The 25610-nt window shown below is 46.0% G+C and carries 20 protein-coding genes and 1 other RNA gene; 4 read left to right on the forward strand and 17 right to left on the reverse strand.

Translation table 11 applies throughout. The features are described 5' to 3' along the window. The first annotated feature begins 39 nt into the window (after positions 1–39). Entirely contained in the window at positions 40–981 is a 942-nt protein-coding gene (locus GJU87_RS02500) for an aldo/keto reductase (protein WP_153638061.1), read from the forward strand. A 241-nt stretch (positions 982–1222) separates the two neighbouring features. Here GJU87_RS02500 and GJU87_RS02505 read toward each other — a convergent pair whose 3' ends face one another. Then, a complete protein-coding gene (locus tag GJU87_RS02505) occupies positions 1223–3682 on the reverse strand; it encodes a glycoside hydrolase family 3 C-terminal domain-containing protein (protein ID WP_194831421.1) in 2460 nt (819 codons plus the stop codon). Between the two features lie 269 nt (positions 3683–3951). Here GJU87_RS02505 and GJU87_RS02510 point away from each other — a divergent pair, with 269 nt between their 5' ends. Further along, positions 3952–4728: an NUDIX domain-containing protein gene (locus GJU87_RS02510; protein ID WP_228491829.1), complete on the forward strand. Its 777-nt coding sequence runs from the start codon at positions 3952–3954 to the stop codon at positions 4726–4728. Between the two features lie 31 nt (positions 4729–4759). On the opposite strand, the gene GJU87_RS02515 is transcribed toward GJU87_RS02510, so the two are convergent. Genes GJU87_RS02515 through GJU87_RS02530 form a run of 4 tightly spaced genes read right to left on the reverse strand, consistent with a single transcriptional unit; the run spans position 4760 to position 7895 of the window. Further along, positions 4760–5005, reverse strand: a complete 246-nt coding sequence (locus GJU87_RS02515; RefSeq protein WP_153638062.1) for a hypothetical protein — start codon at positions 5003–5005, stop codon at positions 4760–4762. Between the two features lie 54 nt (positions 5006–5059). Next, positions 5060–5815, reverse strand: a complete 756-nt coding sequence (locus tag GJU87_RS02520; RefSeq protein ID WP_153638063.1) for a LytTR family DNA-binding domain-containing protein — start codon at positions 5813–5815, stop codon at positions 5060–5062. Next, a complete protein-coding gene (locus GJU87_RS02525; protein ID WP_153638064.1) occupies positions 5812–6906 on the reverse strand; it encodes a sensor histidine kinase in 1095 nt (364 codons plus the stop codon). Before GJU87_RS02525 ends, GJU87_RS02520 begins: the two co-directional genes overlap by 4 nt. 23 nt (positions 6907–6929) lie before the next feature. Beyond that, complete coding sequence (locus GJU87_RS02530) at positions 6930–7895, reverse strand: hypothetical protein (RefSeq protein ID WP_153638065.1); 966 nt, start codon at positions 7893–7895, stop codon at positions 6930–6932. Between the two features lie 211 nt (positions 7896–8106). On the opposite strand from GJU87_RS02530, the gene GJU87_RS02535 reads away from it, so the two are divergent. Continuing rightward, positions 8107–10239: a Tex family protein gene (locus GJU87_RS02535; protein WP_153638066.1), complete on the forward strand. Its 2133-nt coding sequence runs from the start codon at positions 8107–8109 to the stop codon at positions 10237–10239. 100 nt (positions 10240–10339) lie between these two features. Here GJU87_RS02535 and GJU87_RS02540 read toward each other — a convergent pair whose 3' ends face one another. The 3 genes from GJU87_RS02540 to GJU87_RS02550 all read right to left on the reverse strand — a co-directional run bounded on the left by GJU87_RS02540 (position 10340) and on the right by GJU87_RS02550 (position 12391). Next, a complete protein-coding gene (locus tag GJU87_RS02540; RefSeq protein ID WP_153638067.1) occupies positions 10340–11542 on the reverse strand; it encodes a hypothetical protein in 1203 nt (400 codons plus the stop codon). Positions 11543–11917: 375 nt separating this feature from the next. Further along, complete coding sequence (locus GJU87_RS02545) at positions 11918–12118, reverse strand: PspC domain-containing protein (protein ID WP_106542236.1); 201 nt, start codon at positions 12116–12118, stop codon at positions 11918–11920. Positions 12119–12130: 12 nt separating this feature from the next. Further along, complete coding sequence (locus GJU87_RS02550; protein ID WP_106542235.1) at positions 12131–12391, reverse strand: hypothetical protein; 261 nt, start codon at positions 12389–12391, stop codon at positions 12131–12133. A gap of 296 nt (positions 12392–12687) precedes the next feature. Between GJU87_RS02550 and GJU87_RS02555 the strand changes: the two genes are divergently transcribed. After that, positions 12688–14379, forward strand: a complete 1692-nt coding sequence (locus GJU87_RS02555) for a sodium:alanine symporter family protein (RefSeq protein WP_153638068.1) — start codon at positions 12688–12690, stop codon at positions 14377–14379. A gap of 157 nt (positions 14380–14536) precedes the next feature. Here the strand turns inward: GJU87_RS02555 and GJU87_RS02560 are convergent, their stop codons facing one another. The 9 genes from GJU87_RS02560 to GJU87_RS02600 form a co-directional block, all read right to left on the reverse strand. Continuing rightward, on the reverse strand, positions 14537–15766 hold the full coding sequence (locus GJU87_RS02560; protein ID WP_153638069.1) for an S-adenosylmethionine:tRNA ribosyltransferase-isomerase: 1230 nt from the start codon (positions 15764–15766) through the stop codon (positions 14537–14539). Between the two features lie 39 nt (positions 15767–15805). Continuing rightward, complete coding sequence (locus GJU87_RS02565; protein WP_153638070.1) at positions 15806–17224, reverse strand: capsule assembly Wzi family protein; 1419 nt, start codon at positions 17222–17224, stop codon at positions 15806–15808. A gap of 57 nt (positions 17225–17281) precedes the next feature. Continuing rightward, entirely contained in the window at positions 17282–17635 is a 354-nt protein-coding gene (locus GJU87_RS02570; RefSeq protein ID WP_153638071.1) for a four helix bundle protein, read from the reverse strand. A 46-nt stretch (positions 17636–17681) separates the two neighbouring features. Beyond that, positions 17682–18077: RNase P RNA component class A (rnpB, locus tag GJU87_RS02575), an RNA gene on the reverse strand. 207 nt (positions 18078–18284) lie between these two features. Next, positions 18285–18566, reverse strand: coding sequence for a four helix bundle protein (locus GJU87_RS02580; RefSeq protein WP_305071370.1), 282 nt, complete (start codon positions 18564–18566; stop codon positions 18285–18287). A gap of 241 nt (positions 18567–18807) precedes the next feature. Then, on the reverse strand, positions 18808–19893 hold the full coding sequence (locus GJU87_RS02585) for a DUF2027 domain-containing protein (RefSeq protein WP_153638072.1): 1086 nt from the start codon (positions 19891–19893) through the stop codon (positions 18808–18810). A gap of 552 nt (positions 19894–20445) precedes the next feature. Next, positions 20446–21540: a glycosyltransferase family 4 protein gene (locus GJU87_RS02590; protein WP_153638073.1), complete on the reverse strand. Its 1095-nt coding sequence runs from the start codon at positions 21538–21540 to the stop codon at positions 20446–20448. Between the two features lie 936 nt (positions 21541–22476). Continuing rightward, complete coding sequence (locus GJU87_RS02595; RefSeq protein WP_153638074.1) at positions 22477–22659, reverse strand: hypothetical protein; 183 nt, start codon at positions 22657–22659, stop codon at positions 22477–22479. Between the two features lie 1153 nt (positions 22660–23812). Then, positions 23813–25024, reverse strand: a complete 1212-nt coding sequence (locus GJU87_RS02600; RefSeq protein WP_153638075.1) for a glycosyltransferase family 4 protein — start codon at positions 25022–25024, stop codon at positions 23813–23815. Positions 25025–25610: the final 586 nt, after the last annotated feature.

Raw genomic sequence — 25610 nt, forward strand, 5'->3', positions numbered from 1 at the left:
TTTGTGTGCACGATGCAGTGGAAAAATTAAAATGTTATTATGTTCATACGAAGAATTCATAACACGGACTTGAGTGTTACTGCCGTTGGGCTGGGAACATGGGCCATGGGAAACGATTTTTTCGGCCATGTCGATGACAGTGAATCGATATATGCGCTTCGGGCCGGAATAGATGCGGGAATTAATTTGATTGACACAGCTCCTGCGTATGGAGCCGGTCACGCAGAAGAGGTGGTTGGAAAAGCCATTAAAGGCTATCGCGACCAGGTGGTGGTGGCGACCAAATGCGGAATCGTTCGAACGAAAGATGATTTCGTCAAAAACCTGAAGCCGGAATCGGTCATGAAAGAGATTGATGATTCGCTTCGTCGCCTGAATACCGACTACATCGATTTGTACCAACTACACTGGCCTGATCCCGATACCCCGATTGAAGATACGCTGGAGGCGATTGAGAAAATCAAAAAAGCGGGGAAATTCCGTTATTTGGGTGTTTCCAACTTTACGCCTGAGCAGATGGATGAGGTCAGAAAGATTACTCCGCTCGTTAGCCTGCAGCCTCAGTACTCTATGCTCGAGAGGAGCATAGAGAAAGATGTGGTTTCCTATTGCCAGGAAAACGGATTGGGAATTATTTCGTACGGAACATTGGCAGGGGGCCTGCTGACCGGAAAATTTAAAGAGATTCCTACTTTCAAAGAAGGTGATTTCCGGGACAAGTTTTATAACTACTACCAGGAACCGGAATGGTCGAAAGTGCAAAAGGTCATCAAGGTTTTGAAGTCAGTTGCCCGGGAGCATAACAAAACCGTTGCACAGGTGGCCATTAACTGGACATTTAGTCAGTTGGGAATCACTTCAGTTTTGGTGGGAGCGAAGAGCGACAAGCAAGCTCGTGAGAATGCAGAAGCCTGCAGTTTCACTTTGACCTTAGATGATTTGCAAAAAATCAATAAAGCCATCCGGGAGAATCTTGATTGAGAACACATATAATCATACAAATGAAAAAAGCGCCCTGCTCAGAGGCGCTTTTTTTACACTTCAAATGTAAATTAACAGTCAATCAAAAAGTGAAAAAATCGAGTTGTCTAAAACTTCTTCCTTGTATTTGTTAATCAATGAAAATCAAAAATTTTCTCTTTAAGCATTTGGAGAAAAGGTATTCCCTGGCAAGAGATACGCAGGGAAACACCTTTTTATTACTAATCGCTTTACCTAAAACTTACCTGGGTTGAATTTCCTTAACAGGTGCTGCCGGAGCTAATGCCTTGTTCACCTTTTTCACCATCAGTTCCTTGTCAAGGTCGAAGGTTCCGTTCAAACGAATATCCCGCGACGAAGCACCAACTTCTACTTTATACGTTCCGGCATCGGCAATCCATTCCGACGAATCGGTGTGGAATGATGCCAGGCTTCTTGGGCTGAGTTTGAAGGTGAGTGTTTGCGATTCGCCCGGTTTCAGCGATTTCGTTTTACCGAAATCCTTCAATTCTTTAACCGGCTTATTAATGGACCCTTTCGGGGTACTAACATAAAGCTGAACGGCTTCCTGTCCGGCTACTTTTCCGATATTTTTCACATTCATGGTAATGGTCAGCGAACCATCGAATTTATCAGAGCTCAGTTTTAGGTTGCTGTATTCGAAGTTTGTATATGAAAGTCCGTAACCGAATTCATAGGCCGGTTTTACGTTGAATGCATCATAATAACGATAGCCCACATAAATGCCATCGTGATAAGTCACTTCCCACGGAACGCGGCGCATGAAAGAGAAACCTGAACCATCGGCTTTGTCGTCCATCGGTTTGTCAGTCTTCACTGCATGGCCCGGGAAATTGTCAGATGAAGGAACATCGGAATATTTCATCGGGAAAGTAACAGCGAGTTTTCCGGATGGATTGGCTTTTCCACTCAGAACATCGGCGATAGAATTACCGGATTCCTGTCCAGGTTGCCATGCTAACAGAATGGCGTCCGGAATGTCTCGCCAGCTGGCTGTTTCGATTACGCCACCAATATTTAGAATAACGATGGTTTTTTTGCCGGCAGCATGATAAGCGTCGGTCACGTTTTTAATCATCGCTTTTTCGGTGTTTGTCAACTCAAAATCACCGGGACCAGCAGAGCGGTCACTACCTTCGCCTGAGTTACGTCCAATGGTAATCAAAGCCACATCGGTTTTGGCAGCCATCTCTTTTGCCAGCTCCGGAGTTACATTCATTTCTGCAACCGGCATCTTGGCACCCATCATAGCAGCCAGAATATTCTTCGGTTTTGGCTGATGAGCTCTTTCGTCCTTAATGTAAGATTCATAAGTACCTTTCAACGACGCATCGGTTGTGTAACCATCGTTTTTCAGACCGTCGGTCAGCGAAATGGTATATGCTTCGTTTACGTCACCACTTCCCGTTCCACCGGTAATCATTTCATAAGAAGTATTTCCAAAAGCAGCTATCTTTTTCACATTTCCCGGTAGGGGAAGTGCAGAATTATCGTTTTTCAGTAGCACCATTCCGTCGGTAGCAGCCCGGCGGGTGATGGCAGCGTGTGCTTTCAGATCCGGTTTATCGGTATGATGGAATCCTTTGTAATCGGGCGACATCATTAATACTTTCAGGATGCGGGCGATGTTTCTGTCGAGTATTTTTTCGGCCAGCTTACCTGATTTTACAGCGTCGATGATTTCATGAATCTGTTTGGTATTTCCAGGCATAATCAAATCGTTGCCGGCTTCCATCTGAGCAATCACATCGCTTCCACCGGTCCAGTCTGTCATCACATAACCTTTGAATCCCCAATCGTCGCGCAGGATTTTGGTCAGCAGGTCACCACTTTCGGACGTGTACGTTCCGTTCACTTTGTTGTATGATGACATCACCGTCCATGGATTGGCTTCTTCGACGGCAATCCGGAATCCTTCGAGATAGATTTCGCGAAGTGCCCGCTCGCTGACGATGGTGTTTACCGAAAGACGGTTGGTTTCCTGGTTGTTGGCCACAAAGTGTTTGATGGATGTACCCACGCCTTCCGACTGGATACCCTTCACCATAGCAGCTGCCATTTGTCCGGTTACAAACGGATCTTCTGAGTAATACTCAAAGTTACGACCACACAGTGGGTTACGTTGAATGTTCATTCCGGGTGCCAGCAGCACGTCGGAACCGTATTCCAATACCTCATTGCCCATGGCTTCACCTACTTTGGTCACCAGGTCTTTGTCCCAGGTAGATGCCAGTAAGGTTGCAATCGGGAAAGCGGTGCAATAAAAAGTTTGATCGGTGCCTTTTCGCTTTGGCTGAATACGCAGCCCGGCAGGACCGTCGGTCAAAACCATTGTTGATATATTGAACTCGGGGAACATGGCTGTATGTCCGGCAGCACCGGGAACTATCTTCTGCAGTTTCTCCAGCATTTCGTTGTAGGCCTTTCCCAGTGTTGTATCAGGAGCCTGGAAAAAAGGTGAATTGGCGCCTCCTCCGGGCAGTTTGGCTTTGATAGAATCGGGAATTTCGAAATGCATTCCGGTACCGATGACCAATTCGGCTTTTTGTTGCAGTGTCATAGCCGAAATTACTTTCGAAATCGAGGCTTCACCCAACTTCGGTTCCTGGGCTGTTGCCCAGTGAGATGAGAACATTAGAAATAGTGCTCCGAGGAGCAAATGTTTGCGAAATTGTTTCATAGGTTCTTAATTAAATCCGGTTTTATTGTTTTAAACAAGCTTCTTCAGGTCGTTTTATTTTTACCAGTTCTCAGTAAAACACCAAATTTCTATTTCAGGATAAAGCTTTCCGGTTGGTTGTATATCTGTTGGTTAGCTTTGTTTAAAATACGGACTTTTTCGTGATTCAGAAAATGTCTACATTTACCAATGTGTTTTACTGACACAATGATATTTATTTTCATTTGAAACTGAAACAAAAAATTGATTTTATTTGCAGTAAAATTTTCATGATGGAGCAAAAACAGGAAATGCACGAGTTTATCAATCGGGGAGATGAGCACTTCATGGCGCATATTTCACTCGATTGTGTCATTTTTGGATTTCATGCCAACCAGTTGAAAGTTCTCCTGTTGAAAATCCGTCATGACGATCGGTGGGCATTGCCCGGGGGTTTCGTTTTAAAAAAAGAAACCATGGAAGAAGCTGCCGACCGTGTGTTGAATGAACGAACCGGGCTGAATGATATCTTTCTGCGCCAGTTTCATGTGTTTAGCGACATTCATCGCTCCAATACCGAGAAGTTTTTAGAGCTGATGCGTAGTGAAGGAATCGTGGTTGAGGAGAATAACTGGCTGACAAAGCGATTTATTTCCGTTGGGTTTTATGCGTTGGTTGACTATGAGAAAGCTATTCCTGCAGAAGGATGGGACAGTGAAGCTTGTGAATGGTTCGACCTTGATAACGTCGGTGAATTGATACTCGACCACAATGAAATTATCGGTGCAGCCCTGGAAACCATGCGGCGGCAGTTGAATTACCTGCCTATTGGATATAATCTTCTTCCTGAAAAATTCACCATGCCGGAGCTGCAAAAGTTGTATGAAACCATTCTGGGCAAAACGCTCGACCGGAGAAACTTTCAGCGAAGAATGCTGGCTTACGGCATTCTTGACAGATTGGATGAGCGTCGTAAAGGTGGTGCACATAAAGCGCCGTATTTGTACAAATTCAATCTGGAACAATATCAAAAAGCCCTGAAGGAAGGTCTTCAGGGCGGTTGGTAATTTTATTTTTTGCCAACGACTATCAGCAAATTTACTTCTTGCGAATCAGGTAAACGATGTATCCGACAACTGCTCCAACGCCACCCGAAATAAGGATGTTCTGGCGCATTTTGGTAATTCCGGCCAGTTTGCGGCCAAACGACTCCAGCGCACCTGATGAACCGTGGAATATGGTGCTGATGTCGACATATTCCCCTGAAATCCGTCCAAAAATCAGGTAACCCAGTATCAAGCCGACGATGGCAAATAGAATAACGGATACAATTGGATTTTTCATAAGTATGACTTTTTGTGGTGTATATCTTTCCACGAAGATATAGATTTCTCCGGTCTACCGATCCATCCAACGTTTAAATTCAGGAACACGGTCGCGGCTTACCACAAACATTTCCTGCGGTTTTTCTTCTTTAACATGCAGTTGCAAACGACTTGAAGAGTAAGCAACCATCTCTTCAACAGCATCGATGTGTATGAGACAATTGCGGTTGATCCGGAAAAAATCGGCCGGGTCGAGTAGCTTTTGAACATGGTCGAGCGAAAATTCCAATGCGAATGCCTGCCCATCGGTATTTTGAAGAAAAACGTTCCCGTCGCTGCTGAAGATATACTTGATTTGATTAACAGATACCGATTTGTAACGGCTTCCGATTTTTAGCAGAAAACGGGATTTGTAGGCTGCCGAAAACTCCTGAAGCAAATGCCGGTAACCAGCTTGACCATAGTGGTATTTTTCGTGGATGGCGCGGTATTTATCCAGGGCTTTTCGTAACATTTCTTCTCCAACCGGTTTCAGCAGGTAATCGATGCTGTTGACTTTAAATGCCCGGATGGCATACTCATCGTATGCGGTGGTAAAGATAACCGGGGCAGTTACTTTCACCGTGTCGAAAATTTCGAAACATAACCCGTCGTCCAGATGAATGTCCATCAGGATCAGATCAGGTTCTCCGTGCTCCTGTAGCCAGTTAACCGTATCTTCTACGGTTTCGGTTATTGCCACTAAGTCGGCATCAGGAGCCGTCTGTTTTAGCAGTCGGGCCATCTTTTGTGCTGCCGGCTTTTCATCTTCGACAAGCAGTACTTTCATAATAACAAAGGTATCTTAACAATAAAGGTTTCGCGGTTATTTTCAACGATTAATTCTTTTCCTGTGGACAACCTGATTCGTTCAGCCAGGTTTTTCAGTCCCGTTCCCACCGACTGCGGAAGCGTAGCCATGGGCTGCAGGTTGTTGGAAACCACGATTGAATTGTCCTCTATTTGCAGTTTTATTTCCAGCGGATTTTCCCGTGTCGCCATGTTGTGTTTCAACGCATTTTCGATAAGCAATTGCAACGAAACCGGCAGAATTTGATATCCATTTGTATCCGGAATATCAATTGTCAGGTTGATTTTATCTTCATCGCGTATTTTATGCAGGTAGAAATAATCCTGAACGAAATTTAATTCGTCATTTAACATGACGCTGTCCTTCGCATTGTTTTCCAGTATGTATCGATAGATCTGTGCCAGTTTACCGGTAAATTGTTCGGCCAGCTCCGGATTGGTATTAACCAGTGAAGACAGTGTGTTCAGACTATTGAACAGAAAATGTGGATTGACTTGGTTTTTCAATGTTTGGTTCTGAAAAATCAGGTTTTCTTCCCTTAGCCGTTGTTCGCGCTTCATGGCATCGTTCCACTGGATGTATAGGAAAATGAGTGTACCGCCCAGCAATCCAAAGTTTGTTCCAACTAACCAACCACTCAGTTCCTGGTGGATAAGATGCGGAAACAACTCACGGAGGGGATCTCCGTGCCAGAGAAATAATCCGCCCATTACCAGTGTGAAAATGATAGCGGCAGCAACGAAACAGGTCAGATAGAACCAAACAAAACGTCTCAATATTTTTCGCATGGCACCTTTCCCCGATTCACCAGGTAACGATCGGAAAAAGTGAACTCCCAGCCAGGTATACAATTCCACTTGAAATAGAATCAAAATGAAGCCGACTATATGTCCTTCAGTGAGTAAAGGAGAGCCTTGTAAAAGAGAGGACACGATAATAAGAGAAGCGGATACGGCAATCATTTTGATGTGGTATCCTAACGTATCCGGACGGAAAAAACTTCTTTCGTACTGGTTTTTCATGACTTTGTTGGTTTCATCAGCCGGACGAAATGCAAGGTTAGAATTCATTTCACCCGTCTAAAAGTTACAAATTATTTGACTGAGAGAATTTCGGGTTGAGCCATATTCCGGATAACGGAATGACGGACGGTGACCGATGAAACCGGATTGTTGGGAGCCGGAAGTTTGGTCTGTGCTACCACTACTTCTTCCATTTCCACATGGCTAATCCAATGGGTTTTCAGGTTGACGTACAAATCGCCCCAATAATGTGAACTTCCGCGGGTTTTTACCGTAAAGCCGGGAGCGGGTTCCATGTTCATAACGAAATGACTGTCACCAGAATCGAACCCGACCAAAGCTAAAGGTGTGCCATTTGTTCTTGACAAACCTTTGAAGTTGAGTGTGATTTCTCCATTCGTGAATGTTGAGCCTTTGCTCACACTACTTCCTAAGTCGACCGGCGCTTCGGAGTTGGCTGCGGCGTGGACGATTTTGTCGCCAATCTTATGGAGGTCCTGTATGCCTTTCCCAGCTTGGGTTGGACTGCCAAAAACATCGCAAAACGCATGAAAATCGATGAATGTATTGTATACAAAGTACGATTGATTAGCTGCTAAGGGTTGCCCGTTGCTGTCGGTTAGGTTTTCAAATTTGGCATGTTCGATGCCCAATACCTGGCCTTTGTCATCGTGACCTCCAGTGAAAACATAACTCCAATTCTTGAGTGCCGGGATGGTTGCGACTTTACCGCTGTCCTTTTGGACGGCAAATTGCAGACAGGTGTAGGTATCTCCATTTTTCCCGGTTAGGCCGGAAGGTTCGCATTTCAAATCGAGAATATATTTCTCTCTTCCGGTTTCCACGCCGTCGGGAGCACGATTAATTAGTACGGTTTCCATATGAAAATACTGGACCTCCGCGGAGCGGGGAGCAGCCAGGTTATATGTTCCGGCCAGATTTTCGGTTAGCGGTTGTGCTGTCACATTTAATCCTGAACCGAAGGCTATCATCAGTGTAATGATGACGATGTGATAAAAAGTGTTCAATTTTTTCATGGCTTATTTTTTAAGGTTTAGTCCAAAGTAACGGTGACAAAAGGGGGGAAGAAAGAAAAAGAGTTTGGGTAGGAGAATCGTGTCCATGAATCGTTGATTTTGTCCTTCGAACCGGAATCCGTTTTTGCTTCGTAACTCTATTATTGTGGATAACTATCGTGCGGAAATCCCTGCTGTTTTCAGTAAATTTGGGTTCCTTAATTCAATCTAAATGGACGCAAAATTCAATCATATCATCGCCGAAAGGCTGAATATCAATGAACGTCAGGTTCGGAATACCATTTCTTTGCTGGAAGAAGGCGCTACGGTTCCGTTTATTTCCCGTTACCGGAAAGAAGCGACCGGTAGCCTGGATGAGGTAGCCGTTGGCAACATCAAAGAGGAGTTGGAGAAGCTGACGGAGTTGGAAAAGCGTAAAGCGACGATTCTGAAGACTATTGAAGAACAGGAACAATTGACTCCGGAGCTTCAAAAGAAAATAGAAGACTGTCTTGAGCCAAATGAGTTGGAGGACATTTACCTTCCGTACAAACCCAAACGCCGTACCCGAGCTACCATTGCACGGGAAAAAGGATTGGAACCGCTGGCGAAAATTGTGATGAAGCAGTTTGAGAACGATCCGGAAGGACGTGCCGGACGTTTCCTGTCGGATGAGGTGCCAACCGTTGAGGATGCCCTGGCCGGAGCCCGTGATATTCTTGCGGAATGGGTGAATGAGAATCAAGCGGCCCGGAACATCGTTCGGAATATTTTCTCCCGCGATGGAGTGATTCGTTCCCGTTTGGTGAAAGGGAAGGAGGAAGAGGGAATTAAATACCGCGATTATTTTGAGTGGGAAGAGCCGCTGAAACGTTGTCCGTCGCACCGGATGCTGGCGATGCGTCGCGGCGAGAAAGAGGGCTTCCTGAAACTGTCGATTTCTCCTGACGAAGATCGCGTACTGGAGCGCTTGGAGCGACTTTTTGTAAAAGGCCGCAATGCGAGTGCCGACCAAGTTTCCCTGGCGGTGAAGGATAGTTACAAACGTCTTTTGGCACCTTCTATTGAAACGGAATTCTTTAACTCCTCGAAAGAGGGAGCCGACACGGAAGCAATTGGTGTCTTTGCTGAAAACCTTCGCCAGTTACTGCTCTCGTCACCACTTGGACAAAAACGGGTTTTGGCAGTCGACCCGGGATACCGGACCGGTTGCAAGGTGGTTTGCCTCGATGCGCAAGGCAACCTGTTGCATAACGAAACCATTTATCCGCATCCGCCGCAATCGGAAGTGAAGCAATCGAAAAAGAAGCTGGCCGCATTGGTGAGCACTTATAAGATTGAAGCGATTGCCATCGGAAACGGAACAGCCAGCCGCGAGACGGAACATTTTGTGAAGAACACTCATTACGATCGCGATTTGCAGGTTTTTGTGGTGAGCGAAGACGGAGCTTCCATTTATTCCGCATCGAAAGTGGCCCGCGAGGAATTTCCACAGTACGATGTGACAGTTCGTGGTTCGGTATCCATTGGCCGCCGTCTGATGGACCCGCTGGCTGAATTGGTGAAGATTGAGCCGAAATCAATCGGAGTGGGGCAGTACCAGCACGATGTTGACCAAAAGCAATTGCAGAAAAGTCTGGACACAGTCGTCGAATCGTGTGTGAACCTGGTGGGGGTGAATGTGAATACGGCCAGCAAACATCTGCTAACGTACGTTTCCGGTTTGGGCGCTACGCTGGCTCAGAATATTGTTGACTATCGCAAAGAAAATGGCCCTTTTGCTTCGCGCGAAGCATTGAAGACGGTTCCCCGGATGGGGCCAAAAGCATATGAACAAAGCGCCGGCTTCCTTCGCATTCCCGATGCAGCCAATCCACTGGACAATTCGGCAGTGCATCCTGAGCGTTATTCGCTTGTGCAGAAAATGGCAAAAGACTTAGGCAAACAGGTGACCGATTTGATTGCCAGTAAGGAATTAAGGAAGTCGCTTGATTTGAACCGCTATGTGGATGACGAGGTTGGATTGCCGACATTGACCGATATTATTTCTGAATTAGCGAAGCCGGGTCGTGACCCGCGTTCCGGAATCAAGGTATTTGAATTTGCCGAGGGCATTTTCTCCATCACCGATTTACAGCCAGGAATGGTCGTGCCCGGAATTGTTACCAACATCACCAAATTTGGCTGCTTTGTCGATGTTGGCGTTAAACAGGATGGCTTGGTGCACATTAGTGAACTGGCCGACCGCTTTATTTCCGATCCGAATGAAGTGGTGAAATTGCACCAACACGTGACGGTAAAAGTATTGGAGGTCGATATTCCGCGAAAGCGAATTTCACTTTCGTTGAAACAGGCAGAAAGATAGACCATATTAGGGTAATAAAAATAGAGGCAGACCTTCAAGTCTGCCTCACCTCACCCAAATATATCGATCTATTTTTCTGGAAATCTTTGTTTCGGAAGGGTTAGTTGACCGAAACTGAAGGGCCTGTTACTCCGCAGACGTTGGGTTGTCCCTGGAGAATCAAAGCCTCGTTCCGGCTTCCATTCTGTTCAATGTAGCTTTTGTTGTAGTTTCCGGTTGACATTTCAATGGCTACGTTGCTGCTACCACTTTGTTTGATTCCCATGAAAATGACATCACCCTTGTTTACCTGGCGTGCGACGTTGCTGTTGCCACTCTGATCAATTCCGAGTTGAATGTCATTTCCTTCGGAATATTGTAGCGCGTTGTTGGAGTTGCCTTCCTGCAGGATAATTGCTCCGGCTTTAATCGACGGATCGGTTGAGATGCCTTTCAGGATAGTGTAGGCAAAGTTGGTTTTGCCTCGTTGAGAAATGTTGGCGATTAAGCCTCTGACATTACCTCTCAGTTCGCCCGATGTAATGTTGATGTATGCCTGGCCTGAATTGCCTCGTTGGTCAATTTTAGCGATGTTTTTGTCGCCGGTAATTTGAATTCCCGCAATTCCGGTTTTTCCCCGTTGTTCAATCATGGCTTTGTTCTTGTCGCCATTGATATGTATTCCGGGGGCCACCAACGCAAACGAAAAGCTTGCCGGCGTAATAACCAGTTCTTTTCCACAAGCGAGTTCAATGTTGCTCAGACATTGTGTAGAACTCCAACCGGATGGATCTCCGTTGGAGAAGATAACAGAAAAGCCATGACATGGATCGGTTGTGGCTTCGTAAGATGAACCAGCGATTCCGCCATTGCCTTTTTGCATGATGTAGGCGTTGTTGTCATTTCCATTGATGTCGATAGAAGCGATGCCGTTATGCACGCTTTCCTGGTTGATGTAGGCACGGTTATTTCCGCCAATCTGAATGATGTAAGCAGAATTGTTTCCCTGACCGCCGCCTTCTTCACCTTCTTCGTGATCGCCATCTTCGTGGTTCCCGCCGTTTCCGCCTTCATGATTACCACCAGAGCCACCTTCGTGTTCACCTTCATCTTCTTCGCCTTCTTCCCCATTCTCATGGTTACCACTGTTGCCGTTGTTTCCTTGATTCCCCTGATTGCCATTGTTACCAGAGTTACCATTGTTACCCTGTTGCTGGCCGGAGTTATTTCCGTTGTTGCCGCTGTTTCCGCCGCCTTCTTCAGCAATGGCTGAAAGCGACATACAGATCAACAGAGAAAAGATTAGCGTAAAAAGTTGTTTCATAATGTTACGTTTTAAGATTGGTTAATTGTATTTGGGTTTGATTGGTTGCTTGTTTTCGGATGAACGCACGAAATTAGGGTGTACTTTTCCCGTGAAGGGTGAGCACTCCCCAGTTTTTTCTATAAAAGACAAATTGGATGATTACTGATGCAGGTTATAGAGGGGGAGGTGCTCAGTAATACAACTAAATTCCGGTTAGTTTACTTAATGAAAATTAAGAAATTGATTTGAGAAAGTCAATAGATTGGCAATGTGCTTTTTATGTGTCGGATGAAAGTGGGAAAATCGTTCTGATAGAAACATGAGTATTTTTGGACAAGACACACCAATCCCGCACCTTCATCAGATGAAAAGAAGATGCAGATGAGAAGAGGGTTATTGTTCGGGAACGACTATCCACATGATAATGTAAACCAGAATACCGGGAAATCCTGCGGTGAAAAGTGTTAATATCACGAACAGAATCCGAATAAGGCTGACATCTAAATCAAAATACAGAGCCAACCCTCCGCAAACACCGGCAATCATTCGATCGGTTCTCGAGCGTATCAGTCGTTTAGGTGCTCCGGTTTGCATGATTAGTTTATTTTAGTCTTCATCATCTTCTTCTTCGTCGTACAGCCGCTCCTGATTTTCCAGCTCCATCTCCATAAAATCGGCAGCCTGATCGAGCAACTCCGAGATCAATTCATCGCTTTCCGGCTTATCATCAAGCCAATAAACTTCCTGGTTGGTCCAGAAACCTTCAATGTCACATTGAACGATAAAACGAGGTTGTTCGGTGTGAACAATGAAGATGTTATCAGGTAACTCTTGCGAGTTATCAGCAAAAAGAAACTTTGGTAACATAGTATCTGAATTTGATTGATTAAAATTCAAATGAACCGGACCTGCCGGAATCCTTACCAAAAGTAAGGAATTTTTGTAAAGTAATTGATGCCCGAATGTTAATCTTACTTATCATTCCGGTTTCCCGGAAATATTTAAATGTAAAGGGAAGAAGATATATTTTTTCCCTGCTGACGATTAGTGAAGTTATCACTTGATAGAACGGCTCGTCGAAAGGATTAATCCCCGCCAAATCTTTGATTCCATTGTAATATTCCTATTTTTGGAAGCTGTCGCTTAACCTTAAAACCTGTTTCATGGAAAAACTGAACGAGATTCTTTCATTGATTGACAGTTATGTAGGCGGTTCGCAATGGTTTGTTTTTTTGCTTTTGGGAACCGGCTTGTTTTTTACCATTTACCTGAAATTTCCCCAATTCCGTTATTTGAAACACTCACTTCGCATCGTTCGTGGTAAGTTCGATAAGGAAGGCGATGAAGGAGACACGTCCCACTTTCAGGCGTTAACGACAGCACTTTCAGGAACCGTAGGAACAGGAAACATTGCCGGTGTAGCTTTGGCTATTCACCTGGGAGGACCAGCTGCCTTATTTTGGATGCTGGTAACAGCTATGCTGGGTATGACCACCAAGTTTGTGGAGGTGACCCTTTCGCATAAGTACCGCGAAAAGGCATCGGATGGCAGTATTGCCGGTGGACCGATGTTTTACATGAAAAACCGGCTAAATATGCGTTGGCTGGCGGTCATTTTTGCTATTGCCACCATTCTTTCTTCGTTTGGAACAGGAAGTTTGCCGCAGATCAACAGTATCTCCAATTCACTGTTTGCCACGTGGGGCATCAATAAGATATTATCAGGAGCCATCCTGGCTGTTTTACTTGGACTGGTTATTATTGGCGGAATTAAGCGTATTGCCAAGGTGACGTCCAAGCTGGTGCCGGCCATGGCACTCATCTATTTCATCGGAGCATTTGCCGTTATTCTGTATAACTATGAGAATATTATCCCTTCTTTTATCTCCATCTTCCGTGATGTATTCACCGGAACGGCCGCTGCCGGAGGATTCCTGGGAGCTGGTTTTTCATTTGCCTTTAACCGGGGTGTGAACCGGGGCTTGTTTTCGAACGAGGCGGGTCAGGGATCGGCGCCGATTGCCCACGCTGCTGCCCGTGCACATGAGCCGGTATCGGAGGGATTGGTAGCCTTGCTGGAACCATTCATCGATACCATCATTATTTGTTCGCTAACCGGACTGGTGCTTTTGTCATCGGGAGTTTGGAACAAAAAGTTTGAAAACCGTTTTCAGGCTGCCGATTTGGAAATTCTGGCCCATCCGGTAGATCAAAGTAATAAAGCCGAGCTGAAAGATTTGAGAAAAGACCTGAATGGACGGGAAAATGATTCCGAATTTCCTCGTTTCTCAGGTGATTTAACCGTGAAAAACGGCGCCATTCAGAATAACCTGACCATTATTCACGCCCGTTCCATTGCCGACCATGTAAAAGTATACACCCGGGATAATGAGCTCTATACGGGGAAAATTGAAGTAGAGGATGGGAAAGTCCCGGAATTGAGTGACTATTATTTCAGGGGAAGATCGTTGTTACATAGCGCACCGTTAACCACGGTGGCCTTCACCAAAAGCTGGTTTGGTCGTTACGGTAGTTATATCGTTTCGATAGGCTTGCTGTTGTTTGCGTTTTCTACAGCTATTTCCTGGTCGTATTACGGTGGTCGGGCCATGACCTATCTATTCGGTGTACATACCGTAATTTATTACCGTATCATTTACGTTATCGGATTCTTCCTGGCTTCGTTTGTCGATACGACGATCGTCTGGACATTCTCCGGCATCACCATTGCTATGATGACCATTCCCAACCTGATCGGTATTTTATTGCTCCGGAAAGAGATGAAATCGGAGGTCAGAAACTTCTGGGTGGAATATGCCGATCGTTTCCCAGGAGAGAAGGTCCCGAAAGGGTAAAAATAAAGTTAAAGAGATTTCAGGTTACAAGTTTCATGTTGAGCTCCGCGGTTTCTGTAGTTACGATTGTTTCTGTTGTTGACGCTCCGTTTTATGAGTATTCAATGAAAACAGGAATCTTCTATTGTCTCTACTCTTGCGTCTGAAGTCTTTGCTCTTATTTGATATACAAATTCGAATCGCCGTAGCTGAGGAACCGGTAATTGTTTTCCATGGCATGCTGGTAGACGCGCTTCCAGTCATCGCCCAGAAAAGCTGAAATGAGTAGCAACAAGGTACTTTGCGGCTGGTGGAAATTGGTAATCATTCCCCTGATGATGCGAAACTCATATCCCGGCAGGATAATAATCTGCGTGGCTGTGTTCAGTTTGTCCATGTTGTTGCGGGAAAGGTAATCAATCACCGCTGTCAAAGCTTCTTTTGGAGAAGGAAGATGATTTTCTTCCTGGTAAGGTTCCCACTGGGCTACCAGCAGTTTCTTTTCACTCAGCTCCGGATTTTCTATCAGTTTCTTACCAATCCAGTACAGACTCTCCAGTGTGCGGATGGAAGTCGTTCCAACGGCTACCACCGAATCCAGCTTATCACGAAGTTGCTCGATGAAGGTTTTCTCTACCAGAATGTGCTCGGTATGCATCTCGTGGCCGCCGATAGTGTCTGATTTGACCGGCTGAAAGGTACCGGCACCTACGTGCAGGGTAAGCTCTGCCCGTTCAATACCTTTTTCAGGTAAAGAGTCAAATACCCTTTCGGTGAAATGCAAACCGGCTGTTGGCGCAGCAACCGAACCTTTGATGCGGGAATAAACCGTCTGATAACGCGTCAGGTCGCTTTCTTCCGACTCGCGGTGTAGATACGGAGGAATAGGAATGTTTCCGGTCGCTTCCAGCAGTTCGGAGAAGGTAAAAGCCGGGTTATCCCAGGAAAACTCAATTTCCTGTGCATTGCCTGCTTCACCGATTCTTTCTGCACGGAATTTGATAGTTTCGCCGTTCAACTCCAGCGTTTGTTCCAGGATTTCGCCTTTCCACTTTTTCAGGTTACCCACAATGCATTTCCACCGGCATTTTTCCGTTTGCGTGAAGGAAAGAGCATAGTCAGCTGGAGTGGTGGGTTCTAAGCAAAATATCTCGATTCGGGCGCCGGTCTGTTTCCGGAAATGCAACCGCGCCCGAATGACCCGGGTATTGTTGAATACCAGCAGAGTCTTTTCCGGCAAATGGGCAGAAAGATTCCTGAATGTGTCATCGGAGATTTGTCCCTGGTTCCAGATGAGCAATTGCGATTGATCGCGTTCTTCTAACGGATATTTGGCAATGCGTTCGTCTGGTAAATCGTAGGTGAACTCCTGTACGGAAATATTTTGAAGATTTTTTGATTGAAACATGCAAGCGGGAAATCGTGATTTAAGCGATTAATTTATTAATTAGAATGCATAGTGAATCCCGGCATAAGCGCCGATACGTTTCTGAAAGCGGTCTCCATAGTCTCCGGCTACACCGAACTTCACATCGAATGGTAATTTGCTGCTGTGGTACCGGCTTTCCGCCAGAAATGAGAATTCATTCAACGGTGAAGGATAAGGCGCATTATACCTACCAAAGTTTCGCGACCAGGATAGCATGGTTTTCCATGTCAAGTGACTGCACAGATTACCTTTTAAGCCGAAATGTTGCATCCACATGCGTGTGCTGCGAAAGCCAGTGGAGATTCCCTCGCTATTAATGTTGGGAATGAAGAACGGCGTTCCCATCATGCGATTCTCGTACACATATCCCGATTTGTAAACCCCGTGATTGAAATAGTCGTCATTCCCGCGTCCGTGCCGTCGAGTAGGGTTATCAGGTGTTGGGGCAAGAACATCGTGGAATGATCCACTTTGGTTGCGGGTATTCATGTATTCGACCACAGCATCGGTGAGGAATGCTTTCCGGTTGGTGTTGGTATAGTGCAGCCCCCACAAACCATCACGCACGTTGGCCATTTCCAGGCCCGACGCATCCTCGAATGGGTGGTTGTAGTAAAAGGTTAGGTCAAAGTTACTATATCCTTTTTTCACCTCCAGTTTGTACATTCCCAGTGTATTTCCTTCGGCATTTAGAATATCGGTTTCCGGAGCAGTGCTGCTTCCGGCTTGGCCGAGAATGTATCGAAGATAATCTTTCATTCCGGGAAGTTTTCCGTATCTCGGATCGGATGAAGTACCACCCCAAAAAACCCAGTGTTCCAGTCCGGCTGTGATTCTCCAGTTTTTTGGTAACTCCGCTCGTAAATATAAATTTTTATGATGCAGATGGCTGTCCATCACATAGCGGTCGTCGCGAAGGAAATTCTCCTGGTATTCGGCCTTAAACGAGAACCAGTTTTTCCAAAAGAGGAATGGAATGAAGCCATCGGTGGAAAGGGTAACTCCCGGAAGCGGTCGTGAATTATTGGACCAGTACATGTTGCCATTGGTAGACGAGAGCCCGGCATATTGAATCGGTTCCGGTTTGGCCCCTGCCCGTAATATCAACCATTTATATCTCAATCCGGCCCAGTATTGATTGACCTGAAAATCGGAAGCGCCGGCATAGCCATACACGAAATTGGCTCCGTACATGTATCCCCAGGTTTTGGCAGAGTCACGTTCGAGACTTCTGTTCAGCCCGGCCTGCACTAGTTGGTAGCTACTGTTGTGCATGGTGAACATACCATTCTGGTTCGCAGTCATCCAAAAGGGCAGGTCGTCACCCGAAGAGGCATAACTGCTGAAGGACGTATTAAAGACCGGGGCAAATCCGGATTTCTGAGCAAATAAAACCGAGCTGAAGCTCAGGAGGATGATGGTGGCGAAGTATTTCATTAAAAAGATTTTAGATGGTAGACTTGAGATATTAGATGAGTAACATCCGATAATAAACTACAGTTGTTGTTTCAGTCTTTCGATTAAGCCATGCAGCATGGAAGAAATTTCATTTAACTCCTTAATCATATCAGTGACCGATTTAGAAGAATGATTGTTCAACTTTTCAACCAGCATGAGTTGTGTTCGCAATTCTGCAGCAGAGCCTTTTGCTATATGCAAAAAGCGGATGAAGTCCTTATCGGAACTACGTTCTGCCCCCTCAGCTATGTTACTGGGAATAGAAAGCGATGAGCGAAAAATTTGTTCACGCAGTGCGTACAACGGATATTTTTCAAATTCCAGATAAATCTTCGTTGTTAAATCGAAGCTTCGTTTCCATACTTCCAGTTTCTCGAATGCATGTGACATTGATGGTCTTTTTTCTTTCCTCTAATGTCTTGTTGTCTAATAATTAAAAAATCGCAGACCTGTAAGCCGGGTTCTGTACCTTGCCGAAGCAAAGTTTCTATCATTTATCTGGGACTACCGTCACCGGCAGCCTCGAGCAGCCTACCCCTTGCGACTTCCGGCGAACCGAAACCAGCGCGGGCCGCACTGTGTCCTTGCGGACTCGCAATATATTTGGCCTTACAACCCATGAGGCGTACGGCTACCTGTGTTGCCACAGATACCGGTGGGCTCTTACCCCGCCTTTTCACCCTTACTGTTTAGGACCGAGGCCCGGAGCAGCGGTTGTTTTCTGTTACACTGCTGCAGGCTTACACCCGCCTTCCCGTTAGGAAGCATGGCGCCCTGTGTTGCCCGGACTTTCCTCATTCCCCGAAAGGAACGCGATAGAACGGTCTGCGACGGGACGAAAATACTGAATAATATTGAGAACTGTATGGGTGAGGGAGAAATGGTGAGTGGGTGAGTGGGAGAAACGGAGATGGGGAGAAGATGAGAAGGGGAGAAACGGTGAGGCGGTGAATTGGTGAAAAAGAGAGTGGGAGAAACGGAGAGAAGAGGTGATTGGAGGAAGTGGCGAGAGGGGAACCGGGAGAATTTCTCATCGGTATTAAAGCGACCATTTCTCCGGAGCATTTATCATGGTGACAATTTTTCCAATGATTTGGTCATATAACGAACTCAGGTGCTGTTCTTCATCTTGTGAGAGATAGCCAAATGAACGAGCAAACTGAAGCCAGACCTGCGTTTCTGCAGCCTCTCCTTCTGCATCCGATAGTTTTGAAACAAAAGCCTTTGGATAACGCCTTTTTCGGTAAGCCTCGGCCAAATTTGCGGCAACCGATCTTGAACTTCTCCTGATCTGGTCTGTCAACGAATAGCGTTCTTCCATCGGAAAATGAATCGTCAGTTGGTGAATCTTTTTGGGCTGTTTTAAATGCTATCTGATATACTTCCAACTCATTATGCGTCCGAATCATTTTCTTCATGAGGTCGACTTTTTAAGACATAATGAAATTAAGAAAAATAGCCCATTAATCCGTTTTCAAGTCACCTGGTCTTCTTATCGCTAATCTCCCACTCTCATTTTCTCCCACTCACCGTTTCACCCATTCTCAGTTCCGCTCTCAAGATCATCGCTTCAGGTTCACCATTGTGGCACCGAATCCGTATTCCTGGAAAGAGGCATCCTGAAAGGAGTATTTACGGTATTTGCGTTGCAACTCGCGACGGAGCTCATTTTTCAGCACACCATTGCCTACACCATGTATGAAGACAATCTTTTTCACTCCGATTTCGATGGCTTTGGCCAGTTCTTCCCGGAAGGTGTCCATCTGAACTTTCAGCATGTCGGCATTGGACAGGCCACGGGTGTCGTCCATCAACTCCTCTATGTGCAAATCGATTTCGACCAAATCCTGGTTCGGGAGCGTGACTGTCTTCATCTTCTTTTTGGACGGCTTCTCTTTTTCCCTGACCATTTTATTGAATTCTTTGTCAGACAGCTTTTCCAATTCTGCTGTCAGCGGATCGGTCACCAGGGAGAAGGTCATGGCCGGTTTCCGGAAGTAATCGTTCTTCGAAAACGAGTTCTGCTTATAGAATTTGACCGGGTTGAGTGTGATTTCCTTTTGTACCGGCGCTTCCATCGAAGTGGAATGCTTCCGGAAATATAGTAACTGGAAACAGAAAGCAGGGAGATCACCTAAATCGGCCTGCGTCAGTTGCTCCAACTGGATGCGGGTATTGGGTTCCAGTGTGCCGCTGTCGCGGGTTTCGTAGTTCTTATCACGACGATAGGCAAACTGGTATAAAACGGAGTAGTTGCAATCGTTGATTAGGTAGAGGGTAATTCCTGCACCTACCGCATTGTTGGCATCCTCAGGAACTACGGCAAATATGAATCGTGGCTGGTCGTTGCCTTCCACCTGGTTGATTTCGGCAAAACCATAGAATTCCGGCTCGGCTTCTTCCTCTTCGTCTTCTGAAGCTGCTTTTGTTGTTGTGGGTGCATCCGCTACCGTATTCTTTTCGGAAGCTTCATCGGGCATACCGTAGGTGTCTCCGCCACTCACTACAACCAGTTCAGTTACCAGGGTAGGCAATTCAAACCCGTCTTCCGTTTCCACATTCACCATATTCGGGTTGATGATGGATGTTACTTTCCCGCCGCCTACATCATTTAAAAATCGTACGCGGTCTCCTATTTTGATTTGCATGTTGCTGTCTGTTTTTATTCCTGCGAAGGTACAAAATACCAGACAATAGACGTTAGAGGAGAGACAGTAGATTTGTTGCGATGTTAGGATAGTTTTAAGTTTTATGGGAAAATTTCAGGTTGAAAAAAGTTTTATGTGTTAGGTGTTAAGTTTTAAGAATAGTTTCAGGTTGTGTTCGTCTACCTTAAACTTACCTCATACACCGTATCCCTTGCGCGTCTTCATTGTTCATTGCCCATTACTAATTGTTTATAAGGTTTCAGGTTAAGCTGCCGTTTCTGTAGCTTATATCGTTCGAAGAGTTTAAAGGAGACTGACGCCAGACTTTAGACGTTAGATGAAAGACAAGTAGGCGATAGAAATTTTAAGTTAAGGGGAAGTTTTCAGATTTGAGGTTTGAAGATAGGAGTGGTTTCAGGTTACTGCCTGTAGTTTCTGTAGTTGTAATGTTCAAGGCTTGAATGTGAGGTTGTATGACGAAAAAAAGACCGGGTTCGAATAACCCGGCTCTTTTGTCTAATGTCTTTATTCTAAAGTCTAGCTGTCTTCTTTTCAATCCGGATAAGTCTGCAATGCTGTTTCGCGGATTTTTTTACGGCGCAGCAGGTATGACGGAACACTGGACATTAAAACGGCCAGCGGTGCAATAATCATAAACGCTTTTCCTACCGGGACGTTTTGCAGCGATATGCTCAGGGCAATGAAGCCGAGGTTAATCGTCAGAATGGTGAGGGTGGCCTGCAGATGGCTCATACCCAAATCCAGCAGTTTGTGGTGGATGTGGTTCCGGTCGGCCGTGAAAGGCGAAGTACCACGAAGAATGCGTAATACGAATACCCGCAGCGTATCAATCAACGGGATAATCATGATGCCGATGGAAATGGCCGGTGCACCTTTGAAGGCATGGATACCGCTCAGACCGATATTGAATTCGTTGAATTGAATGACCAGTACCGACATGATGGTCCCCAAAATGAGGGAGCCGGTGTCACCCATAAATATCTTATTCTCTTTGCCGAATACGTTGAACCAGAAGAACGAGGTTAGTGAACCAGCCAGCGCAAACGCCGTTATCGCGTAAGCGTAATGTCCGGTAGCAAAAAACCAGCCGCCGAAAGTTGCTGCGGTCAGGATGGTAATTCCCGATGCCAGTCCATCGATACCGTCAATCAGGTTGAGGGCATTAATCAGCACGATCATCACAAACAACGTTAACGGTACACTGACCAGGAACGGGATTTCGTAAATACCGAGAAATCCGTGCAGGCTGGTGAAGCGGATGTTGCCCAGGATGATGACGATAAGTGAGGCGAGGAGCTGCCCCAACAGCTTTTTCTTCGGCGCCATATCGACAATATCGTCTTTGAGGCCAATGAAGAGCATGATGGTCAATGCTGCGATGATGTACTTGATTTCGGAAAACATGAAACCATTGCTACCGATAATCATGCTAATGATAAAACCGACATAAATGGCTACACCCCCCAGTGTGGGAACAATCGTGGTTGCGGCTGAACGGTGATTGGGTTCGTCGTAGAGGTGCTTCAATCGGGCTACCTTGATTAAGGTCGGGATGGAAAAATAGGTTAATCCGGCGGCCATGATGAAGGTGACAAACAAGTAGATGACTTCCTTCAATGTGTTCATTTTTTGAGGTTAAATTTTATTACAATAAGAACTGTTGGTGTCTGTCTTACATATAATCTGTGCAAAGTTAAATGAATATTTCTGTAAACAAAATAATTCTACAGCATATTTTGGGGCTTCGAAACCTGATTTATAGGTGATTGCTGCTGGAATCATTCCAAATTGGATTCTGATGTTAGATGGTCTGGTTTCAGGTTTCATGTTTCAGGTTGGGCTTTGTGGCTCCTGTGGTTAGAGAGTGTGTCAAGTTTTAAGTGTTAGGTGTTAAGTTTTAAGAGAAGGCGTTTCGATGGAGGTATTTGGTCCTGGGGTGGCGGTCCGGGAAAGCCCGGGTTGGATGGTAGGCAACAATCCAAGGCGCACATTACGGCCTCATGAAAAGCGGATACGTTGTTGCGCCGCACGTCACGACAGCTATCGGGGGAAGCGTTGATGGTTAACATATAAGAATTCCAGGTTTGTTTTTTGCCCCACCCAGCCTCCCCACCCGGGGAGGAGTAAGAGCACGCGATTGGTGGTGCCTATAACAGCTTTTACCGGCCTGGTTGGGCTGCGCAGTTTCTGTTGTTAGATAGAGTGTTAAGTTTTAAGTAAAAGACTCCAGATAAGAGATTTTAGACATTAGACCTTTGACTCCGACGCTACGGCCGGGATTTGGCCTGGCTCAACCTTTAACCCTGTCAACTTTGACCTTGGTTTGTCGTTTGACTTTGGTGAAGGGGATTTTTATGTTCGTTGTGTGTAAAACTTAGTGTGCTTCGTGGTAAAAGAGAGTAACCACCAGGAACGCAAAGAAAGCGCAATGTTCACAAGGGTATCGTTGAAAAGGGGTGAGCACCTCGGTTCCATTCGGCACCGGCCTGGTAGGGCCACGATATATCGTGGCTTTGTATTATCCCCATCCTGTGGTTAGAGTAGCGTGTCAAGTTTTAAGTGTTAGGTGTTAAGTTTTAAGAGAAGGCGTTTCGATGGAGGTATTTGGTCCTGGGTGGCGTTCCGGGGAACCCCGGGAATGGTTGTATCGATAGTCAGAGGCACATATTCGACGTTAATTGGAGAATAGAAGTTGTTGCGCCGTACGTCACGACGGCTATCGGGGGAAGCGTTGATGGTTAACATATAAGAATTCCAGGTTTGGTTTTTGCCCCACCCAGCCTCCCCACCCGGGGAGGAGTAAGATCACGCGATTGGTGGTGCTTATAACAGCTTTTACCGGCCTGGTTGGCTGCGCAGTTTCTGTTGTTAGATAGAGTGTTAAGTTTTAAGTAAAAGACTCCATACAAGAGATTATAGACATTAGACCTTTGACCCCGACGTTACAGCCGGAATTTGGCCTGGCTCAGCCTTTAACCCGTCAACTTTGGCTTGGGTTTGCCAGTTCGGATTTGATGAAGGGGATTTTTGGTGCTTCGTGGTAAAAGAGAGTAACCACCAGGAACGCAAAGAAACCGCTATGTTCACAAAGGCATCGTTGAACAGGGATGAGCACCTGGTTCCATTCAGCGCCGGCCTGGTAGGGCCACGATATATCGTGGCTTTGTATTATCCCCATCCTATGGGGCGAAATGTTTCTGTTGAAAAAAGTTTTAAGTGTTAGGTGTTAAGTTTTAAGAAAAGGCGTTTCGATGCAGGTATTTGGTCCTGGGTGGCGTTCCGGGAAAGCCCGGGAATGGTTGTATCGATAGTCAAAGGCGCATACCCGGTGTTAATTGGAGAATAGAAGTTGTTGCGCCGTACCCCACGACAGCTATCGGGGGAAGCGTTGATGGTTAACATATAAGAATTTCAGGTTTGTTTTTTGCCCCACCCAGCCTCCCCACCCGGGGAGGAGTAAGATCACGCGATTGGTGGTGCCTATAGCAGCTTTTACCGGCCTGGTTGGGCTGCGCAGTTTCTGTTGTTAAGATAAAAGGCATCAGATATTAGAAGAGAGACGTGGATTGTGGATCCTGGAAATGGTTGACCGATGATTTCGCTTCCGGCCTGCCAAGACCACGATACGCCGTTGCCGGATGTACGCCCCTAATGACTATTTCAATTCGATGCCAGCATCTGCGGCGCAAGTTATTCAGTTTTTCAATCGGGGTAGAAAGGTGCGCCTCTTGCAAAGGTACGCTACTTTACCCCAGGGCGGCCCCTCGATGTCCATCTCGGGTTACCCTGGGCTATGGGCTTACGGCCCTTCAGGCTTTGTAACTAACATCGGAGCCCTAATTGGCGTAATTTGTGCGCGATAGAACTGTGTGCGGGGTATAATTAGCGTAATTCGTGTTTACCAGAAACTAATCTTATCGAGCTGACTGAGTGCTCTCACCAGGCCACGACGTACAGCAGCCGGTTTTTTATCCTGCCTTTCCAATCCTGGCATGTCGATCAGGCGTTCGTTGCGCCGGGGAATTAAAATCTGCTGGAATGGATCGTCTTTCCGAATTAACTGTCTTATTTGGATGTGCCTTCCCAGCAGCATTACCGAGCCCATGGCAAATGTGAGGTTGACAGCCATCAGTCCCCAGATGCCCAGTCCCTGCAGCAAAAACACCGGAACAACATAAAGTGCTGAAACGGCCAATAAAGTAAAGGTGGCTTGCTTATGCGACATCCCCAAAGCCAGCAGGCGGTGGTGGATGTGGTTCTTGTCGGGTGAAAACGGCGACCGTCCCTGGTACATACGGATGGCAAATACCCGGATAGTATCGAACAGCGGGTAGATGAGAATGCCAAACGATACTGCCGGCGCCGATGCGATTGCAAACGGACGGGTTTGTATGATGTTCAGCTCGTTGAACTGAATAACCAGGACCGACATGATGGTTCCCAGAATGAGGGAGCCGGTATCGCCCATGAATATCTTGTTCTTTTTTCCGTAGACATTGAAGTAGAAAAATCCACTCAGCGCACCAATGAGTGAAAAGGCCAGAATGGTGTATTCGATATGTCCTGCCAGGTAGAACCATACTCCCAGCACACCGGCTGCAATGATGCTGATACCGGAAGCCAGGCCGTCGATACCGTCAATCAGGTTGAAGGCGTTGATGAAAACGATCATCACAAAACCGGAAAGCAAAAAGCTAACCGGATAGCTTATTTCATGAATGCCCATAAAACCGTGGAGGTTGGTAAAGCGGATATCTGCCAAAACAATCAGCATGAAGGCCGATGCCAGCTGAGCTGCCAGTTTTTTCCATGGAGAGAGCGAAAGAATATCGTCTTTCAGCCCCACGAAGAACATGATGATAACGGCAGCCAGGATGTACTTCAATCCGGGCATCACAAAGCCGTTGCCGGCAATGGTTACGCTCAACACAAAACCTAAAAAGATGGCGATTCCTCCGAGGGTAGGTACCACCTGTGTGGCGGCTGAACGTCCGTTCGGTTCGTCGAACAGGTGTTTTTGGTGGGCGACACTGATGATGGTTGGAATGCTCCTGACCGCAATCAGTAGCGAAAGTCCGAAACTCAGTATCACATAAATGATTTCTGGCATGTCTTCTATAAGTTTGAGGTTAAGAGACGCACAAATGTAGGCAATCTGCACTTTACCCCGTATTACTTCTACTTTAAATCATACTTAACTTTAACGTAGTTGTTCGGGTTTCATTGTGTGCATCTCCATAATTGATGCTCTTTGTATGAAAAAGGTTGCCTGAAAATACGAATTACGCGAATTTTTTGCCTCAGCCCAGTCAACCCTAACGAAACGAAGTTCGACTAGGTCAATTACGATAGCACGAATTACGCGAATTAGAGCGAAACGAAGTTCGACGAAGTCAATTACGCGAATTAGCGCTTCGATGTTGCTGTTGTAAGAGGATTGACACGGATTTGATTCACGGATGCCACGGATTGACGCTTTGATGTTGCTTACAATAAGGCCTGGAGGGCCGTAAGTCCAAAGCCCGGGGGAAGGAGGTCACGACGACGCCCCGGGGTCGAATGCGAAGCATTTAAAAGAGGCGCATATTCAGACCGGGATTGAAATGATAGCGTTCCTGCGCCGCAATGCCGACTTTGAACAAGTGAATGTGAGAAAATGTGAAAGTGAGAATTAGTGAAATGGAGAGAGGGGGATG

Source organism: Prolixibacter sp. NT017, from assembly GCF_009617875.1.
GTDB lineage: Bacteria > Bacteroidota > Bacteroidia > Bacteroidales > Prolixibacteraceae > Prolixibacter.

Bases quoted from the DNA above. Each gene is read 5' to 3' on its own strand.
- GJU87_RS02500 (WP_153638061.1), top strand. From the start codon at position 40: ATGTTCATACGAAGAATTCATAACACGGACTTGAGTGTTACTGCCGTT.
- GJU87_RS02505 (WP_194831421.1), bottom strand. From the start codon at position 3,682: ATGAAACAATTTCGCAAACATTTGCTCCTCGGAGCACTATTTCTAATG.
- GJU87_RS02510 (WP_228491829.1), top strand. From the start codon at position 3,952: ATGATGGAGCAAAAACAGGAAATGCACGAGTTTATCAATCGGGGAGAT.
- GJU87_RS02515 (WP_153638062.1), bottom strand. From the start codon at position 5,005: ATGAAAAATCCAATTGTATCCGTTATTCTATTTGCCATCGTCGGCTTG.
- GJU87_RS02520 (WP_153638063.1), bottom strand. From the start codon at position 5,815: ATGAAAGTACTGCTTGTCGAAGATGAAAAGCCGGCAGCACAAAAGATG.
- GJU87_RS02525 (WP_153638064.1), bottom strand. From the start codon at position 6,906: ATGAATTCTAACCTTGCATTTCGTCCGGCTGATGAAACCAACAAAGTC.
- GJU87_RS02530 (WP_153638065.1), bottom strand. From the start codon at position 7,895: ATGAAAAAATTGAACACTTTTTATCACATCGTCATCATTACACTGATG.
- GJU87_RS02535 (WP_153638066.1), top strand. From the start codon at position 8,107: ATGGACGCAAAATTCAATCATATCATCGCCGAAAGGCTGAATATCAAT.
- GJU87_RS02540 (WP_153638067.1), bottom strand. From the start codon at position 11,542: ATGAAACAACTTTTTACGCTAATCTTTTCTCTGTTGATCTGTATGTCG.
- GJU87_RS02545 (WP_106542236.1), bottom strand. From the start codon at position 12,118: ATGCAAACCGGAGCACCTAAACGACTGATACGCTCGAGAACCGATCGA.
- GJU87_RS02550 (WP_106542235.1), bottom strand. From the start codon at position 12,391: ATGTTACCAAAGTTTCTTTTTGCTGATAACTCGCAAGAGTTACCTGAT.
- GJU87_RS02555 (WP_153638068.1), top strand. From the start codon at position 12,688: ATGGAAAAACTGAACGAGATTCTTTCATTGATTGACAGTTATGTAGGC.
- GJU87_RS02560 (WP_153638069.1), bottom strand. From the start codon at position 15,766: ATGTTTCAATCAAAAAATCTTCAAAATATTTCCGTACAGGAGTTCACC.
- GJU87_RS02565 (WP_153638070.1), bottom strand. From the start codon at position 17,224: ATGAAATACTTCGCCACCATCATCCTCCTGAGCTTCAGCTCGGTTTTA.
- GJU87_RS02570 (WP_153638071.1), bottom strand. From the start codon at position 17,635: ATGTCACATGCATTCGAGAAACTGGAAGTATGGAAACGAAGCTTCGAT.
- GJU87_RS02580 (WP_305071370.1), bottom strand. From the start codon at position 18,566: ATGGAAGAACGCTATTCGTTGACAGACCAGATCAGGAGAAGTTCAAGA.
- GJU87_RS02585 (WP_153638072.1), bottom strand. From the start codon at position 19,893: ATGCAAATCAAAATAGGAGACCGCGTACGATTTTTAAATGATGTAGGC.
- GJU87_RS02590 (WP_153638073.1), bottom strand. From the start codon at position 21,540: ATGAACACATTGAAGGAAGTCATCTACTTGTTTGTCACCTTCATCATG.
- GJU87_RS02595 (WP_153638074.1), bottom strand. From the start codon at position 22,659: ATGTTAACCATCAACGCTTCCCCCGATAGCCGTCGTGACGTACGGCGC.
- GJU87_RS02600 (WP_153638075.1), bottom strand. From the start codon at position 25,024: ATGCCAGAAATCATTTATGTGATACTGAGTTTCGGACTTTCGCTACTG.